The organism is Paenarthrobacter sp. TYUT067 (assembly GCF_023656375.1).
In the GTDB taxonomy this organism is placed as follows: domain Bacteria; phylum Actinomycetota; class Actinomycetes; order Actinomycetales; family Micrococcaceae; genus Arthrobacter.
Map to the genome: position 1 here is coordinate 192,555 of NZ_JAMOIT010000007.1, position 17,808 is coordinate 210,362.

Consider the following 17,808-nt stretch of genomic DNA (forward strand, 5'->3'; position numbering starts at 1 on the left):
TTTTCTAGGGTGCGCTGGTGCTACAGCGCGCTGGCGGCGTTTGCGTGCGCGGCGGCTGCCACCGCAGCAGCAACATCGGCAGCAACATGGGGATCGAAGACGCTGGGGATAATGTAACTCGCGTTGAGCTCATCGTCAGCCACCCGGTTGGCAATTGCTTCGGCGGCGGCCACCAGCATGTTCGGGGTGATGTCCGAGGCCCCTGCGTCCAGCAGCCCGCGGAAGAAGCCAGGGAATGCCAGCACGTTGTTGATCTGGTTGGGGAAGTCGCTGCGGCCGGTAGCAACCACGGCTGCATGCTTGGACGCTACAACGGGGTCAATTTCCGGGGTCGGGTTGGCCATGGCGAACACAATTGCGTCCTCGGCCATGGAAGCAACCTGCTCTTCGCCGATCACGTGCGGGGCGCTGACGCCGATGAACACGTCCGCACCCTTGAGGGCGTCGTGCAGGCTTCCGGAGAAGCCTTCTTCGTTGGTGTTCGCGGCGATCCAGCTGCGGTGCTCGTCGCCGTATTCCTCGCCGGAGTGGATGGCGCCGGAACGGCCGGCGGCGATGATGTGTTGCGCGCCCTGGGCCTTGAGGAGCTGGATGATGGCCGAGCCGGCAGCGCCGACGCCCGAGACCACGATCTTGACCTCGGAGAGCTTCTTGTCCACAACGCGGAGGGCATTGACCAGGGCAGCGAGGGTGACAATCGCGGTGCCGTGCTGGTCATCGTGGAACACCGGGATGTCCAGTTCTTCGCGGAGGCGGTTCTCGATCTCAAAGCAGCGCGGTGCGGCGATGTCTTCGAGGTTGATGCCACCGTAGACCGGGGCCATGGCCTTGGCGATCATGATGATTTCCTCGGTGTCCTGGGTGTCCAGGCAGACCGGCCAGGCGTCAACGTTGGCGAACTGCTTGAACAGTGCGGCCTTGCCTTCCATCACGGGAAGGGCTGCGGCGGGGCCGATGTTGCCCAGGCCCAGGACGGCCGAACCGTCGGTGAGGACGGCGATGGTGTTGCGCTTGACCGTCAGGTTACGGGCGGCGGCCGGGTCTTCTGCGATCGCCATGCAAACGCGGGCGACGCCGGGAGTGTAGGCACGCGAGAGGTCGTCGCGGTTGCGCAGGGCTACTTTGGGGACGACCTCGAGCTTGCCGCCGAGGTGCATGAGGAAGGTGCGGTCCGAAACGTGCTGGACCGTGACGCCGTCGAGGGCGTTCAAAGCGTCCTTCACGCGGGCTGCGTGGTCGTCATCGGTGGTGTTGCACGTGACGTCAACAACGATCTTCTCGTGGTGGGATTCCGTGACGTCCAGCGCGGTGATTGCTGCACCGGCGGCGCCGACTGCTGCGGCAAGTTCGCTGGTTGCGGTGAAGCTCGACGGTGCGGCGACGCGCAGGGTGATCGAGTTTCCGGGGCTCGGATTCGCCATTGAAATTCCTCCTGTTAGGCCCGTTCCCGGGCCGCCGTTCCAACTAAATGTTTTCGTATTATGGATATTATTATCTACAAAGTGGAAACACAACCCCCTGCTTGGTCATGTTCGGTGTCATCGCGCAGCTTGCACGCGTGCTGTATGTTGGGTGTTCTAAGCAATTCTTTTCACGATGCGGATAAGAGTTGTCGGAATCTGAGTCATTGGAGACAAGGGAATGGCTGAAAAAGCCTCCGGAGGCGTGCAGTCCGTTGAGCGCGTCTTTGAACTGCTGGAACTGATCACGGACGCGGGCGGAGACGTCACGTTGAGCGAACTCTCGTCGTCCACTGACCTGCCCCTGCCTACCATCCATCGCCTTTTGCGGACCCTGGTGTCCCTTGGCTACATCCGGCAGCTGCCCAACCGCCGCTACGCCCTGGGCCCGCGGCTCATCCGCCTCGGCGAAGGAGCCAGCAAGCAACTCGGCGCCGTGGCCCGTCCGCAGCTCAAGACCCTGGTGGAGCGGCTGGGCGAGACGTCCAACATGGCCGTCCTGGACTCGGACATGGTCATTTACGTGGCACAGGTCCCGTCCATGCACTCCATGCGCATGTTCACCGAGGTTGGCCGGCGCGCCCACACGCACGACACCGGCGTGGGCAAAGCAATTCTCGCCCAGCTGGATGACGAAGTGGTCCGTGGCATCGTGGCCCGCACCGGCATGCCCACTCCCACGGCCAAGAGCATCGGTGACATCGACTCCCTGCTCGCAGACCTGGCACTGATCCGTGAGCGTGGGTACTCCATCGACGAGGAAGAGCAGGAACTGGGCGTCCGGTGCTTCGCCATGGCCGTTCCCAACGCACCCACGCCGACGGCGATCTCCGTCTCGGGCCCGATCACACGCGTTGACCAGAGCTTCGCAGACCGCGCCGTGCCCATGCTGCGCGAGGCTGCCCTGGCGATCTCCGCGGAGCTCAACCAAAACTAACCCCCGCCTCCCGCGCGCGGAATGGCAAAAGATGGCAACGTTTCCCAGAAACATTGCCATCTTTTGTCGTTTCGGCGAGGTCCTGGAGCGGGCTAGTGGCCAAGCCGCAAAGGCGAGAGCCGCCGTCATACATTCCATGCAAAGGCGACAACAGGCGGCAGTGTCCCCCAAGGAAAACACTGCCGCCTGCTGTCATCTGCGGAAGGGTGCTAGTGCTCAGAAGCGCTGGACGTCTTGAGCGGGACTTCCTTGCCGTCGGCGTCAATCAGCTTGCCGTTCTCAAAGCGGTCGCCTTCGCTGAGGCACTTGATGTCCTCTTCGCTGACAACGCGGTCAGTGCCCGCCACAAACACCGACTGGTTGTCCGAGTTGCCGGCCTTGAAGTGGTTGAAAAGGATGTTCAGCAGAATCGCCATGACCGCTGCCGAGCTGATGCCGGAGTGGAAGATCGTGGCGAACCAGGAGGGGAACTGGTCGTAGAACTTCGGGGCGGCGATCGGGATCATGCCGAAGCCAATCGAGGCCGCCACGATGATCAGGTTCATGTTGTTCTTGTACTCAACCTTGGCCAGGGTACGGATACCGCTGGCGGCCACCGTACCGAAGAGCACGACGCCGGCGCCGCCCAGGACGGGCGTCGGAACCGCTGCGACTACTCGCCCAAGAATCGGCAGGAGGCCGAGGATCACCAGGATGAGGCCGCCGGCGCTGACCACGAAGCGGCTCTTGATGCCCGTGATGGCCACGAGGCCGACGTTCTGGGCGAAGGCACTCTGCGTGAAGGAGTTGAACAGCGGGGAGATGGCGCTGGAGAGCATGTCTGCGCGGAGGCCGTCGCCGATGCGGCGTGAATCAACCTTGGTGTCCACGATCTCGCCCACGGCGATGATGTCCGCGGAGGTTTCGGTGAGGGTCACCAGGATGACGATGAGCATGGAGATGATCGCGGCGATTTCAAACGTGGGAGCGCCGAAAGCGAACGGCGTGGGGAATGCGACGATGTCGCCCTGGCCAACCTTGGAGAAGTCAGCCATGCCCGCAATCAACGCGATGATGGTGCCGATGACCATGGCCAGCAGGATGGAGAGCCGGGAGATGGCGGCGTTGCCAACCTTGCTCAGGAGCAGGACAACACCCATGGTTGCTGCGGCCAGGCCGATGTTGGCCATGCTGCCGTAGTTGTCAGCCTTGGCGTTGCCACCCATGGCCCAGTTCGCGGCCACCGGCATCAGGGTGAGCCCAATGGTGGTGATGACTGTGCCGGTAACTACGGGCGGGAAGAATTTGATGATCTTGGAGAACAGGGGTGTGATTGCCAGGCCAATCAACGAGGCAACAATCACCGATCCGAACACCGCCTGGATCCCGCCGCCACCTTGGACAATCGCCACCATGGTGGAGACTCCGGCGAAGGACACGCCCTGGACCAACGGCAGTTGCGAGCCGAACCACGGGATGCCCACCGTTTGCAGGATGGTGGCCAGGCCGCCAACGAACAAACAGGCAGCGATCAACAGGCCGATGTCCTGTGAGTTCATGCCGGCCGCCGCGCCGATGATCAGGGGCGGGGCAATGATTCCGCCATACATGGTGAGGACGTGCTGGAAGCCGTAAGCGAAGGTGCTTCCGATGGAGAGTCGCTTGTCCTCGGGCCGCTCGGGTCGTCCTGCGCGTTCTGCGCGGGACGAGGTGGTATTCGCGGGGCGGGACTTCTTCTTGATGTTCATGGCAGACTTTCTGGGTTCATGGCAGACGTCTTCGTCTGGCTAACTGTGTCTGGCTAACAAATCTTTGGTTTTTGGGGTTGGCATTGTGTGCAGGTCCGGCCTTTACGGGGCGCCGTTGGGGGGACCTGCACACAAACCTTTGAGATGGTGCGGCTTAGTCCGCGTTTGGTGCGGGTTTAGCAGAAGCCGGCGATGCCGCTCCATGCCACCGGTGCAGCCTCGATGTTCTCGCGCTGGACCGTGGCTTCGATGAGGCCGTACGGGCGATCCGCGGCGAAGAAGACCTCGTTGGGGTTGTCCAGGCCGAACGGGCTCAGGTCAACCAGGAAGTGGTGCTTGTTGGGCATGGAGAACTTGATCTCGTCCACTTCGCTGTGTGCTTCCAGGACCTTCTTGCCCATGTCGAACAGCGTCTGCTGCAGTGCGTGGGAGTAGTTCTCGGTGAAGCCTTCAAGCAGGAGTGCTTTGATGTCCTCGTAGCTCTTGTTGAAGTCCGTGCCGGCGAAGTCCAGGTTGGTGTTGTAGCGCCAGCGGGCGGATACATCGGTGGCCAGGATGCGGTCGGTGGTCTCCGGCAGGGTGGTGTACTTGTCGCGCGGGTAGCCGACAAAACCGGACTGCGTGGTCTTCAGGACGGTCAGGTCCTTGAGGCCGCTGATGACGTGCGTGGTTGCGCCATCACGGACGACGACGGCGGTACGCACCTCTTGCCCGTTGCGGACGAAGCTGTGGTCGTGTCCCTCGCCGTGGGCCTGGATGCGATCCCAGCTGTAGGCTTCGGCTTCCCAGCGGCCGCCGGTGACCCAGTCAAAGCCGCCGGTGAAGTGGTCTGCGAGACGAAGCAGGAAGGACTCGGGTGAGCCGATGCCTTCACGGGCGAAGGCGTAAACCGTGTTCTTCTGGGTGTCGGTGGCAACGACGTGGCCGTTGTCGCCTTCGAGGTGGGCCGCCTGGAAGTCACCGCGCAGCTGCGAGGTGACGTTCAAGTCTTCGATGTGGTGGCGGTCGGTATCCCGGGTGACCTTGACGACGCGGACTTCTGCTTTGCCGTACTGGTTTTCGCCGAGGACGATGTTGTTGCTCATGGTCATATCCCAACTTCTGTGAGGTGGAACCTAGGTTCCATCAATGAAATTAAGCGCGTGTTTCCACTGCGTTTCTGGTGGAGCCGACCCAACAAAAAAAGAGCCGACATCCATTGATGCCAGCTCATTACGACCCTGCCTGCTGCTCTCAGGTTACGTGACCTACGCCACGAACTCATTCGAGAGTAGCGCACTATTTCGTCTTGTGTATACGGGTTCCCGTGGATCGTTATGAACCATCCAAATGTGACCGGGGCAACTCGGTATGGCTTCTCGGGGGTCTTGACGGCTCGTTTCCCGACTGCCTAGACTTTCCACATAACAATAAAAGTTTTCCGAAGAGCGGAAACTGGGTGCATGAGAAAGAGGAGGAACAGATGGACTCGAAGGATACGAACAACGTCGTGGAATTCCCGGCGCCGGGTCAGGAGCTGTACCTGCCTTTCGGTGCGACAGATCCGGACTTCTACATTCCGGCCGACTGCGACCGCAAAGCCGGCGGGTTCTCCCGTTGGCTGCGCGCGCTCCCTGTGTTCGGTCGGCAGCGCCCCTAGGCACTTAGGGGCGCGGACTCTGCGCAACAGAGCCAAAGAGGCGGGCGATACCTGGGGAGGTATCGCCCGCCTTTCCGCATGCTGCCTGCACCGCCTCCGCTCCGCCGCCCGTTTCGACCCTTCGCTGCGTAGGGTGCCGTGCGCGACATCGAGTGCGCAGCGAGCCCACGAATTGGGTGGCCCTATTCCCGGAGAGCGCGCAGGAGTCGAACCTTGAACTCGTGCTCGCGGAAAAGGTCCTGCCACGTGATCCGGATGAACCTCCAGCCGAGTTCCATGAGGGCCTTTTCGCGCTGGCGTTCCCGGTAGATCACTTCGTCGGTGGGGGCGTAGTCGAAGTACTTGACCTTCCCGTCAAACTCCAACGCCAACCTCTTCGCGCGCCACGCGAAGTCCAGGCGGTGTTTGCCCTTCTTGGTTGTTACCTCAACTTGCAGCTCAGGCATGGCGATTCCCAGCCGTAGGATCAGCTCACGGGTAAGCGTTTCACCTGGTGATTCCGATTTTTGATCGGCATTCTCCAGAGCCCTTCGAAGATTAATGACGCCATTCCGCCCACCCAGGCTGTGGCACATGTCCTGCAAAACAAGGGCGTTGGCACCCATCCTGAGCGCGTGGTCCACCACGATGAGGCATTGCTTGAAGTTGAGCATGAGGCAACAGTCCACGACGGTTCGTTCCAGGGACGTGCATGGCATGCCCTGCACGGTTTCCACCTCTAGGGGACTCAATGCCCCCGTGTGTGGAATAACGTCAACGCCGTGCGAAGTGCGGGATGGGGTTGTCACGGTGTTGATGTGTACGCGGTCATCCACATCCCAGAGAAACAAGCCGTGGAGGCGGGCGGCGGAGGTATGGCTGTAGACAAAGCCGCCGGCCGCCGTCGTGAGTGTTCCGTGGGCATGTGCGGCAATCAGCTGACGGCTTCGAATCCAGGGTTTCTGCGCCTCCCAGGTGCTGCCGCGGATGTAACAGCCTCGGCGAAGCCGGACCAAAACTCCGCTCCGCACCAAGGCTGCAATTTTCCGATCATTGAATCCGGCAGCGTGAAGTTCTTCTGTTCGCCACAGATCCATACCTTCAGGGAGTTTGCGCTGGGTAATCCTCGTCATCTGACCAGCCTCGAAGGTGCGCGGCTCGGGGAAAAGGATCCAATTGCCCTATGTGGAAAACGCCCGATTCGTGGAATCGCTGCGTGCTGTGCCGAACGCACGGCATAGTACGCAGCGAACCATCGAATCGGGCGAGGCCTCAGCGCCCCGGAGCTACCCCGCCACCAGCTTCCGGGCCGCGGCCGAGTGCTCAGCGATCAGCCCGGCCACGTCCAGCCCGGGAATCGCGCCATCAACAACCCGCCAAACACCCCCAACCATCACGCGATCAGCACGGTCAGCCCCGCAGAGCAACAACGCTGCCACGGGATCGTGGCTGCCGGAGAAACGCAGCTCGTCCGGCTTGAACAGGGCGAGGTCTGCTTGGAGACCCGGAGACAACTGGCCAATGTCGGAGCGCCCCAGGACTGCGGCGGAGCCACGGGTGGCCCAGCCGAGTGCACGTTCCACGGGAACGGACGCTCCGTAGCGGAGTCGCTGCAAATACAGGGCCTGCCTGGCTTCAAGGATCATGTTGGAAGCGTCATTGGACGCCGAACCATCCACTCCCAGCCCCACGGGAACACCCGCAGCCTCGAGTTCCAGGACCCGCGCGGTGCCGGATGCCAGGCGCATGTTCGACGTCGGGCAGTGGGCCACCGCTGTTCCGGCAGCACCCAACCGCGCAATTTCCTCGTCGTTGAAGTGGATGCCGTGACCCAGCCAGGTGCGTGATCCCAGCCAGCCCACGGACTCCAGGTAATCCACGGTCCGCAGCCCGAACATGGATTTGCAGAAGTCTTCCTCGTCGATCGTTTCGGCAAGGTGCGTGTGGAGCCGGACGTCGAACCGTTCGGCCATGGCGGCAGATTCGGCCATGATTTCCTTGGTCACCGAGAATGGCGAGCAGGGGGCAAGGGCGATCTGAACAACTGCCCCGTCACCCGTCTCGTGATACTTGCGAATCAGCCGTTCGCTGTCCGCAAGGATCGCCTCAGGTGACTGGACCGTGGTCCTGGGCGGCAGCCCGCCGTCGTCCTCTCCCAAGGTCATGGAGCCGCGGGTCAGCGTGGCCCGCATTCCCATGGCCCGGACTGCGGCCACTTCGATGTCGATTGCGTCTTCCATGCCGTTGGGGAAGAGGTAGTGGTGGTCGGCGGCGGTGGTGCAGCCCGAAAGCAGCAGCTCGGCCAGTGCCACTTGCACGGCTAGTTCGAGGCTGCGCGGGGTGAGCCGGGCCCATACCGGGTAGAGGTTCTGCAGCCAGGGGAACAGGGGCGCGTTGGCCACGGGACCCCAGGCGCGGGTGAGGGTTTGGTAGAAGTGGTGGTGCGTGTTGATGAGCCCCGGGAGAACCACGTGCCCGGATGCATCAAAAACGGTTGTGGGAGAAGAAGGCTGCCCGCCCGACGGCACCAGCTCAATGATGGTGCCGGAGTCGGAAACCACCAGGCCGCCGCCGGCGTCGTGGTCATTTGCGGTGAAGATACCCAGCGGGTTCTTGATCCAAAGAGGGGTCATTACAGGTTCCTTGTCTGGTCGGCATGTATGCGTTCCAGCTCAGTTAGGCCCTGTCTGCTGATCCAGGTTGCCGGACCGTCAGAACGCGGCCCAGTCCGAAAAGCGTAAAATGCTCGACGGCGGCAGTCAACGCTTGCGGGCGGGCTGCGGTCATATTCGGGCACCAGGACCGCAGAGCAAGTAATTTCGCATGACGAAATTAAGTTTTCAAAAAACTATGGCGCGGCTCACAAACTTGGTGCTACGCTCTAACTGCCAAAGGCGGGCACCCGGACCCCGGGAAGCTATCTACCAGGCGCAACTTAACCTTCATCGCACATGCTGAAGCCTGGTAACCAAGCTAACTGGAGCTCATCTCTGTGGCGCCCCCAAACAGGTCACCTGGCTTCCTCAGCACTAAGGAAGTCGCAACATGAGTACAACCGTCACGGCCGAGCAATTCCTGGCCACATCCATTGAGCTGGCAACAGCCAATGTCCTCAACAGTGGGGGCCCCTTCGGCGCCGTCATTGTCACCGCGGACGGACGAGCCTTCGAAGGCGTCAACCGCGTCACCGCCACGAACGATCCCACCGCACACGCAGAAGTCACGGCAATCCGTAACGCCTGCCGCGAACTTAGAACCTTCGATCTCAGCGGAGCAACCCTCTACACCAGCTGCGAGCCATGCCCCATGTGCCTGGCCTCCGCACTCTGGGCACGCGTGGACCGCGTGTTCTTTGCCGCAGACCGTCACGACGCCGCATCTGTTGGCTTCGACGACGCCGTCTTCTACGAGTACTTCGAGAACGACAACCGGGACGCGCTGATGCCGGTAGCCAAGCTGGAACTGGGCGACCCCCAGGCTCCGGAGGCCCTCCAGCCGTTCACCACATGGAACACGCTTGATTCCAGGATTGACTACTAGGGCCCGGTGGCTGACATGACAATCCTGGACAATTCAGCTGAGAAGCAGGCTGCACTCTTTCCCAAGGGAGACGGCGCAGAGCCCACAGCTGCAAAGCACACGGCAACCGGCCTGGCGGATGGCAACAAGAAGCCTCCGGTGTCGAACTCCTTCCTGGATAAGTTCTTCCAGATCTCCAAGCGTGGCTCCACGTTGGCCCGCGAATTCCGCGGCGGCTTGGTCACCTTCTTCACCATGGCGTACATCGTCATCCTCAATCCGCTCATCCTGGGTGGTTTCTCGGCAGACAACGCCCCTGTGGACGTTGCCGGGGGGTGGCTGTCGGCTGCACAGGTTGGTGCCGTCACGGGCCTGACTGCCGGCGTCATGACCATCGTTTTCGGATTGGTGGCCAACCTGCCGTTCGGCCTCGCTGCCGGCTTGGGCATCAACTCGTTCCTCGCCGTCGCGGTCATTCAGGAAGTCACGTGGCCCGAAGCCATGGGCCTGGTGGTTATCAACGGCATCCTGATTGTCCTCTTCGGCGCTACCGGCGCCCGAACGGCGATCTTCAAGGCAGTCCCCAAGGAGCTCAAGGCCGCCATCACCGTTGGCATCGGCCTGTTCATCGCCTTCATCGGCTTCGTGGATTCCGGATTCGTTCGCGCAACAACGGGCGGCCCTCCGGTTCAGCTGGGGGACAACGGCTCCATCACGTCCATCCCCACCCTCGTCTTCATTGTGGGACTGCTGACCATGGGCATCCTCGTGGCACGCAAAATCCAGGGCGGCCTGCTGATCGGCATCGTCGCCACCACCGTCCTCGCCGCTGTAGCCGAGGCCGTGTTCCGGATTGGTCCCGGAAGCGCCCAGAACCCCGGCGGCTGGCACCTGAATGTCCCCATCCTGTCCAGCCAACTGGTTTCGGTCCCGGATCTGAGCCTGGTAGGCCAGTTCGATCTGTTCGGCTCCTTCGCCAGGATCGGCGGATTGGCTGCCACCATGTTGGTCTTCACTTTGGTGTTCACCAACTTCTTCGACGCCATGGGCACCATGACGGGCCTGGCCAAGAGCGCTGGCGTGGCACACAAGGACGGTACGTTCCCCAAGCTGAAGTCGGCCTTCATTGTTGAAGGCATGGGCGCAGTGGTGGGCGGTGCAACGTCCGGTTCGTCCAACACCGTGTACATCGACTCGGCGGCGGGCATCGGCGAAGGCGCACGCACCGGCCTTGCCTCGGTGGTCACCGGCTTGCTGTTCCTGGGCTCCATGTTCTTCACACCGCTCACCTCGGTTGTTCCGTTGGAAGTAGCGGCAGCAGCCCTGGTGGTAGTGGGTGCCATGATGATGGCACAGATCCGGGAGATCAAGTTCACCAAGTTCTCCATTGCCCTCCCGGCCTTCCTGACAATCGTGACCATGCCGCTGACGTACTCCATCGCCAACGGCATCGGCGTAGGGTTCATCTCCTTCGCGGTCATCAGCGCGGCGTCGGGCAAAGCCAAGAAGGTCCACCCGCTGATGTGGGTGGTCACGGCAGGCTTTATCATCTACTTCGCCCGCGGCCCGATCAACGCCCTGATGGGCGTCTAGCCCGGAGCCGAACCCCGCGCCGGCGGGCACCATTCCGGCACTCTGATCGACGGTCCGCCGGTACCCACCGCACGAATAGGCGTCCGCCGTCGTGGTCCTTCCCGCCTTTACGGACTGGAAAAGGCACGACGGCGGGCGGCGGCTGGTTACCGCGCGCTCCGTCAGGGAACGGGGGCAGGGAGATGAAGCCCTTGCCCCCGTTCCTATGAACTCTTGCTGATTGAACTTTTACTGATTAACCGCGACTACCCCTCAACATCCTCTGGAAATGAGAATATGGGGCAAGATCGCGCACTGCTCCGGCCGGGCCACCTGGCCGGGACACCTGGAATAAGGATGTGTTGCCATGCTGGATCTGATGCCTTCACTGGGCAGCTGGCGGCCTGCGGTCTCCGGCCAATTGTGTGCTGTGGCCACGATCGTAGGGACCGGCGGCTCCGTGCCGAGGCCCCTGGGGACCTCCATGATGGTCTCCGAAGACGGCGAAATCCTGGGCAGCTTGTCCGGAGGTTGCGTGGAAGGCGCCGTGGTGGAGGCGGCCTTGGAAGCAATGCGCGACGGCGGCCCTCGCCTTGAGTCGTTCGGCTACAGCTCCGAGGACGCGTTCGCCGTCGGGCTCACCTGTGGAGGGGAACTGGACGTCCACATCCAACCCCTCAGGGCTGGATCTGCCGAACTTTCCGTGCTTGCCGAAACTCAGCACCCTGCGGCCCTGATCCGCCGGCTCGATGCTGATGGCGGAGTCATGGTGGTCCATGATCCTGTCCGGTTCCGGGCCATGGAATCCGAGGAACTCGCCACTTTGCTGGGCGACCATCCCTCCACACTTTTCGCCGCCGCTGCCCAAGTGGAGCCACTGCTCCAAGGTGGCCGCGCCGGACTGGTCCGTCTGGCACCGCCGGAAGGGTGCATTGACGGGTGGATGACCACCGAAAGGCTGGCTATGCCTCCACAGGAAGAAGCCCAGCCGGAACCGATCACCCTGTTCATCGAAAGCCGTTTGCCGGCCGCGCGGATGCTGGTTTTCGGTGCCAACGACTTCAGCGCAGCCCTTCTGCCTGCCGGGCAGCTCCTCGGCTACAACGTCACCCTTTGCGACGCCCGGCCTGCCTTCTCGACGCAGAGCCGCTTTGCCGGAGCAGAGCAAGTGGTCACCGAGTGGCCGCACCGCTACCTCGAATCCGAAGCCGCTGCAGGACGCATCGACGCCCGCACGGTGGTGTGCATCCTGACCCACGACCCCAAGTTCGATGTCCCCTTGCTCGAAAGCGCCCTCCGGTTGAGGCTGGCATATGTTGGGGCAATGGGCTCGCGGCGCAGCCACCGCCAACGGATCGACGCCCTGCTTGAGGCAGGCACGCCGTTGGAGTCCCTGGAACGGCTGCACTCGCCCATCGGCCTGAACCTCGGCGCCGTGACTCCTGCCGAGGTCGCCGTGTCCATCACGGCAGAAATCATCGCCCACCGCGGTGCCGGCGGACAAACCAGCACCCCCGGGTTTCCTTCCCTCAGGGACAGCACCGGCCCCATTCACCCAGCCCCGATAAATCCAACCCCGATACAGGCGGCTGCCCAACACCTCACTCAGGAGGACCCATGGACATGAACACGATCGAGGCCGTGGTCCCCACCACGGACCCGGCACAGTGGCGCGACGGCGACGCCTGGCTCGCCGGAGGAACGGTCCTCTTCTCCTACGGCAGCAACGTCCTGAAGCGGCTCCTTGACCTCGGTCAAGCGGAATGGCCTGCCGTCAGCGTGACGGATGCGGGAATCGAACTGGCCGCCACCTGCACCGTCGCCGAACTTTACGCCCTGCCACTGTCCTCGGAAGCAACCAACCGTGAATGGCCCGGACTGGCACTGATCCGCCCGTGCTGCGACTCGTTCGTGGCCTCGTTCAAGATCTGGAACATGTCCACCGTGGGCGGCAACATCTGCACCGGCCTCCCGGCGGGGCCCATGACCTCACTCTGCGCAGGCTTGGACGGCATCGCTACCATCCACAGCCCGGACGGTAGCAGCCGGGACGTTCCGGTGGCGGACGTCGTGACCGGGGATATGCAGACCGTCCTTGCGCCGGGGGAGTTGCTGCGCAGCATCCATCTTCCCGCGTCCGCATTGTCCGCCCGCGTCGCTTTCCGGCGTTTATCGCTTAGCAACCTTGGCCGTTCCGGTGTGCTCCTGATCGGGCGGCTCGATCCCGACGGCGCCCTGGTCATCACCGTCACCGCGTCCACTAAACGGCCTGTGCAACTGAGGTTCCCCGCAGGTCAGGTTCCCGACGCCGGGACGCTGGCTGACGCCGTCGGCGATTCCATTCCGTGGCCGCTGTACCACGACGACATCCACGGGCTCCCTGCCTGGCGGCGGGACATGACGTTCAAGCTTGCCGAGGAGATCAGGGCGGAGCTGCTGGGCGAGTCCATGAGCGTGTCCGGTGATTTTTGGCCGCCGCATAACACCTCGCCCCAGCTGTCCACCCAGCCCACCACATCAAGCACCCAGCAGAAGGAGGCCCCGAATGGCAATTGAGATCAACGGAACTGCCTCGCAGGCCACCCCCCGCCCCGGCCAGTGCTTGCGCACGTTCCTCCGCGAAGAGGGCAATTTTGGCGTCAAGAAAGGCTGCGACGGCGGTGACTGCGGTGCGTGCACCGTGCACGTTGACGGCATGCCCGTCCACAGCTGCATTTACCCTGCTGTCCGTGCCGAGGGCAAAGCGGTCACCACCATCGAGGGCCTCGCCTCCGCTGATGGGCTGCACCCTGTGCAGGAGCAGTTCCTGGAGGCCCAGGGGTTCCAGTGCGGTTTCTGCACCGCCGGCATGATGATGACCGCTGCAACGTTCGACGACGAGCAGCGCGCCAACCTGCCCCGCAACCTCAAGGGCAATCTGTGCCGCTGCACCGGCTACCGCTCCATCGCGGACGCGGTCTGTGGCCACGGCGGTGACCACAAGCACGACGCCGTAGCTGAGGTTTCGGGGGGCCAGCCACTAGCCGCTGCTCCCGCCACGCCCGGGCAGCTCGGTGACGACGTTCCCGCACCCGCCGGTCACGCCGTGGTCACCGGAACCGCGCGCTACACCCTTGACGTCCCGGCTGATCAGCTTCCGGGTCTGCTGCACATGAAGCTCCTGCGTTCCCCGCATCCCCATGCCCGGATCGTGTCCATCGACAAGGCCCCGGCACTGGCGGTTCCTGGCGTCGTGGCGGTCTTCACTTATGAGGATGCTCCGCAGCTTCTGTTCTCCACAGCCCAACACGAGAATTACACGGACGACCCCGACGACACCCGTGTGCTGGACAACGTGGTGCGGTTCATCGGGCAACGGGTTGCAGCGGTGGTGGCTGAGTCCGTGGGCGCAGCCGAGGCTGGTGCGCGGGCCTTGGAAGTGCAGTACGAACTCCTGGAACCGGTGTTCACTCCGCAGGAAGCCATCCTCCCCGGCGCCCCGGCGATTCACGGTGAAAAGGACGGCGTCTTCTCCCGGATTTCCCGCCCGCATCACAACGTAGTGGCCGAGGTCCACGCCGAACTGGGTAGCGTGGCCGACGGCTTCGCGGCTGCCGACTTTATCCACGAGCACACCTACAAGACGCAGCGGGTCCAGCACGTGGCCATGGAAACCCACGCGTCCATTGCCTGGCTTGATGAGGATGGCCGCTTGATGATCCGGTCCTCCACGCAGGTTCCCTTCCTGGTGAAGAGGACCCTGAGCCGGGTGTTCAACCTGGCGCCGGAGACCATCCGCGTAGTTGCCGGCAGGGTTGGCGGCGGATTCGGCGGAAAACAGGAAGTCCTCACTGAGGATCTTGTAGCCCTCGCGGCCCTGGCCCTTCGCAGGCCGGTGCAGTTGGAGTTCACCCGCACGGAGCAGTTCACGTCAACCACCACCCGGCACCCCTTCACCATCAAGCTCAAGGCCGGCGCCAGCCGCGATGGGTATCTCACAGCGCTCCAGCTGGACGTCCTTACCAACACCGGCGCCTACGGAAACCACGCTCCCGGTGTGATGTTCCACGGCTGTGGAGAATCGCTGGCCGTCTACAAGTGTTTGAACAAGAAGGTTGACGCCCACGCGGTCTACACCAACACCGTCCCAGCAGGTGCTTTCAGGGGCTATGGGTTGAGCCAGATGATCTTCGCGATCGAGTCGGCCATTGACGAACTCGCCATCGGCATCGGCATGGATCCGCTCGAGTTCCGGCTCAAGAACATGGTTCGGCCCGGCGATCACATGCTCTCCACAACACCCGAGCCCGAGGAAGACGTCCACTACGGCAGCTACGGCCTGGACCAGTGCGTGGCGTTGGTCCGGGACGCGCTGGACCGTGGCAAGGAACGCTACCGCGCCGCGGGCTTGGATGATCTGGGGCCGGACTGGGTGGTGGGGGAGGGCTCGGCCTTGTCCATGATCGACACCGTCCCGCCCCGCGGCCACTTCGCCCACACCCGGGTGAGCCTGGAAGCGGACGGAAGGTTCGCCGTCGACGTCGGTACTGCCGAATTCGGGAACGGCACCACAACTGTTCATGCGCAACTGGCTGCCACCGCGCTGGCCACGACCGCGTCCAAAGTGGCGGTCCGGCAGTCCGATACCGACCTCGTGGAGCACGACACCGGTGCGTTCGGTTCTGCCGGCACGGTGGTGGCCGGGAAGGCGACGCTCGGGGCCGCGCTGGAACTCGCCACGCGGATCCAGACGGTTGCGGCGTCGTTGACGGGAGCCGCCCTGACGGATTGCCGTTTGGTGGATGGCGCCGTTCAGTGCGGTGATCGCACGGTGGAGCTGAAAGAAATCGTCGACGCCGCCCGGCTGCAAGGCGTTCGGCTCGCCACGGACGGCAACTGGGGAGGAACGCCGCGGTCGGTCGCATTCAACGTGCACGGGTTCAGGGTTGCTGTTAATACGGGAACCGGTGAGCTGTGGATCCTGCAAAGTGTCCAGGCCGCCGATGCCGGTGTTGTGGTGAATCCGCGGCAGTGCCGCGGCCAGATCGAGGGCGGCATTGCGCAGGCGCTCGGCGCGGTGCTGTACGAGGAAGTGAAAGTGGACGACGCCGGACGCGTCACCACGGACATCCTGCGGCAATATCACATTCCGTCGTTCGCGGACGTGCCCCGGAGCGAGGTCTACTTCGCAACCACTAACGACTCCACCGGCCCTCTGGGTGCAAAGTCCATGAGCGAGAGCCCGTTCAACCCCGTGGCTCCCGCCCTGGCCAACGCGATCCGCAACGCAACCGGAATCCGTTTCGGCGAGCTTCCCATTGCGCGGGACAAGATCTACCTGGCCCTCCGCGACCGCACCACTGCGCCCGTGTAACCCAACTCACCCACCCACCCCGCACCCAACTGAGTCGCAGCAGAGCGCGTTTTGAGCCCTCAAAACGCGCTCTGCTGCGACTTACTTGGGTGAGACGGTGAGCTCCATGAACACGCTGTTGGGATCCAGGGTGTAGTCCCCGAACGGCGGGCACTCCGTAAATCCGTGCCGGGCATATAGCCTGCGGGCAGGAGCAAAGTAGTCTTCCGTTCCTGTCTCCAGGCTCACGCGCTCGTAGCCCCGCCGGGCCGCCTCGGCCACAATGTGCTCAAGCATCAGCGTGGCCACACCACGTCCGCGGGCTCTGGCGGTGGTGCGCATGGACTTGATCTCGGCATGCCCGGCGGACAGCATCTTCAACGCCCCACATCCCAGCAGAACCCGGTCCTCGCGTGCAGTCCAGAACGTGATCGACTCGTGCGACAACGCCGAATGGTCCAGGGCATGAACACTCTCCGCAGGGGAGGTGGCGAACATATCGGCCAAGTGCTCGCTCAGGAGCTGATGGACATCAGGGCGCGCGAGATCATCAGTTTCGATGCGGATCATGCCCCTAACTTACCCGCCTCTACCCGTCCAAAAGATGCAGTTGATCCTTGGTGTCCAGGTCTTCGCCGGAGCAGAGGTCGCTGCAGTCCACCAAGTCCACCAGGCCGGGATGCGCCTTGAGGAAGGAGCGCGCACCCGTGTCACCATTCGCGGCTGCGGCCGCTTCGGAGCGAAGCCCGACGTCGATAATCACCGGGTGCCTGCGTTTCAGGTGGCCGTGCTCATCAGGGTATGCGGCTGCGGTGACCCGGCCGGGACGGTGGCTGCCCAGCAGCCTGCTCACCGCCGTCGGGGTTAACCCGGGCTGGTCCACCAGCGCCACCATGATGCTGTTGCCTGGCGTGGCCGCGTCAATGCCGGCGCGGAAGGAACCGGCCATTCCTTTGGCCCAGTTCTGGTTCTCCACCACCGTATGAGTGCCCAAATCGGTGCTCCGCCGGACGTGGTCGGCCTCCGCGCCGAGCACCACCACAACTTCGCGGCAGCCGCCGTCGAACAGGGTGTCGGCCAAGACTTCCACCAAAGTCCTGCCCCGGAAGGGGAGCAGCGCCTTGGGGCCACGGCCCAGCCGTGTTCCGGCGCCTGCAGCGAGGAGCACGCCCGTGGTGGGGGCCGTGCCGGTGTCAGTCATATCCTCACGATACGCGCGGCGGTCCATACGGTCTCTAGCTCCTTGGGTTCTTTCCAAGAGATCTACCGATATCGGTTGTAGATTACCGATCAGTAGGCCTTTTGGTGGTCTGAAATGGCCGATATTGTCTTTGAAGGAGTTATGAAGTCAGCTCGGATACGCAACGTCGCGTGAAAGAACAGGGGAAAATGGCTGGCAGTTTTGAAATTCTCAAGGCAGGAACCAACTCGTTCCGGTTCAGGCTGACCGCGGAGGATGGAACGGTTGTGGCAGTGTCGCCACAGTTCCCTAACCTGAAAGCCGTAGTGGCGGGTATCAACGCGGTTCGCGAGAACGCGGCAACCGGATTCGTCGTCGATAGAAGGAATCTGGGCACCTGAGCCCGTTTCCGCAAAACCCGTTCAACCACAAATTGGCGGCAGTGTTCTTCACGAACACTGCC

General features: G+C 63.0%; 15 protein-coding genes. 8 read left to right on the plus strand and 7 right to left on the minus strand.

Features of this window, described 5'->3' with window-relative positions; all coding sequences use genetic code 11:
- Positions 1-20: 20 nt before the first annotated feature.
- Entirely contained in the window at positions 21-1,421 is a 1,401-nt protein-coding gene (locus MOD31_RS08695; RefSeq protein WP_142937992.1) for an NAD-dependent malic enzyme, read from the minus strand.
- A 220-nt stretch (positions 1,422-1,641) separates the two neighbouring features.
- Here MOD31_RS08695 and MOD31_RS08700 point away from each other — a divergent pair, with 220 nt between their 5' ends.
- The gene (locus MOD31_RS08700) at positions 1,642-2,397 is read left to right on the plus strand and encodes an IclR family transcriptional regulator (protein ID WP_142937993.1); all 756 of its coding nucleotides are present in this window, start codon (positions 1,642-1,644) and stop codon (positions 2,395-2,397) included.
- A 209-nt stretch (positions 2,398-2,606) separates the two neighbouring features.
- Here MOD31_RS08700 and MOD31_RS08705 read toward each other — a convergent pair whose 3' ends face one another.
- Positions 2,607-4,124, minus strand: a complete 1,518-nt coding sequence (locus tag MOD31_RS08705; RefSeq protein WP_187697098.1) for a nucleobase:cation symporter-2 family protein — start codon at positions 4,122-4,124, stop codon at positions 2,607-2,609.
- A gap of 176 nt (positions 4,125-4,300) precedes the next feature.
- The gene (pucL, locus tag MOD31_RS08710) at positions 4,301-5,215 is read right to left on the minus strand and encodes a factor-independent urate hydroxylase (RefSeq protein WP_187697099.1); all 915 of its coding nucleotides are present in this window, start codon (positions 5,213-5,215) and stop codon (positions 4,301-4,303) included.
- A 371-nt stretch (positions 5,216-5,586) separates the two neighbouring features.
- Here pucL and MOD31_RS08715 point away from each other — a divergent pair, with 371 nt between their 5' ends.
- Positions 5,587-5,763 carry a hypothetical protein gene (locus tag MOD31_RS08715; RefSeq protein WP_014922716.1) on the plus strand — a complete coding sequence of 59 codons (177 nt, stop codon included), beginning with the start codon at positions 5,587-5,589 and terminating at the stop codon, positions 5,761-5,763.
- Between the two features lie 182 nt (positions 5,764-5,945).
- Here the strand turns inward: MOD31_RS08715 and MOD31_RS08720 are convergent, their stop codons facing one another.
- Both MOD31_RS08720 and MOD31_RS08725 read right to left on the minus strand, forming a co-directional pair.
- The gene (locus MOD31_RS08720) at positions 5,946-6,875 is read right to left on the minus strand and encodes a type IV toxin-antitoxin system AbiEi family antitoxin domain-containing protein (protein WP_250820362.1); all 930 of its coding nucleotides are present in this window, start codon (positions 6,873-6,875) and stop codon (positions 5,946-5,948) included.
- 153 nt (positions 6,876-7,028) lie between these two features.
- Positions 7,029-8,375, minus strand: coding sequence for an 8-oxoguanine deaminase (locus tag MOD31_RS08725; protein ID WP_250820363.1), 1,347 nt, complete (start codon positions 8,373-8,375; stop codon positions 7,029-7,031).
- Positions 8,376-8,787: 412 nt separating this feature from the next.
- Between MOD31_RS08725 and MOD31_RS08730 the strand changes: the two genes are divergently transcribed.
- From MOD31_RS08730 to MOD31_RS08750, 5 genes are all read left to right on the plus strand, one after another.
- Entirely contained in the window at positions 8,788-9,282 is a 495-nt protein-coding gene (locus MOD31_RS08730; RefSeq protein WP_250820364.1) for a nucleoside deaminase, read from the plus strand.
- A 15-nt stretch (positions 9,283-9,297) separates the two neighbouring features.
- A complete protein-coding gene (locus tag MOD31_RS08735) occupies positions 9,298-10,854 on the plus strand; it encodes an NCS2 family permease (RefSeq protein ID WP_250820365.1) in 1,557 nt (518 codons plus the stop codon).
- 346 nt (positions 10,855-11,200) lie between these two features.
- Entirely contained in the window at positions 11,201-12,460 is a 1,260-nt protein-coding gene (locus MOD31_RS08740) for an XdhC family protein (RefSeq protein ID WP_250820366.1), read from the plus strand.
- On the plus strand, positions 12,451-13,389 hold the full coding sequence (locus tag MOD31_RS08745; RefSeq protein WP_250820367.1) for a xanthine dehydrogenase family protein subunit M: 939 nt from the start codon (positions 12,451-12,453) through the stop codon (positions 13,387-13,389). Before MOD31_RS08740 ends, MOD31_RS08745 begins: the two co-directional genes overlap by 10 nt.
- The gene (locus tag MOD31_RS08750; RefSeq protein WP_250820368.1) at positions 13,379-16,186 is read left to right on the plus strand and encodes a molybdopterin-dependent oxidoreductase; all 2,808 of its coding nucleotides are present in this window, start codon (positions 13,379-13,381) and stop codon (positions 16,184-16,186) included. Before MOD31_RS08745 ends, MOD31_RS08750 begins: the two co-directional genes overlap by 11 nt.
- Positions 16,187-16,267: 81 nt before the next feature.
- Here the strand turns inward: MOD31_RS08750 and MOD31_RS08755 are convergent, their stop codons facing one another.
- Both MOD31_RS08755 and nboR read right to left on the minus strand, forming a co-directional pair.
- Complete coding sequence (locus tag MOD31_RS08755) at positions 16,268-16,735, minus strand: GNAT family N-acetyltransferase (RefSeq protein ID WP_142938002.1); 468 nt, start codon at positions 16,733-16,735, stop codon at positions 16,268-16,270.
- A gap of 19 nt (positions 16,736-16,754) precedes the next feature.
- A complete protein-coding gene (gene nboR, locus MOD31_RS08760; RefSeq protein WP_142938003.1) occupies positions 16,755-17,393 on the minus strand; it encodes a nicotine blue oxidoreductase in 639 nt (212 codons plus the stop codon).
- A 161-nt stretch (positions 17,394-17,554) separates the two neighbouring features.
- Between nboR and MOD31_RS08765 the strand changes: the two genes are divergently transcribed.
- Positions 17,555-17,746, plus strand: coding sequence for a DUF1508 domain-containing protein (locus MOD31_RS08765; RefSeq protein WP_044569301.1), 192 nt, complete (start codon positions 17,555-17,557; stop codon positions 17,744-17,746).
- The last annotated feature ends 62 nt before the right edge of the window (positions 17,747-17,808 follow it).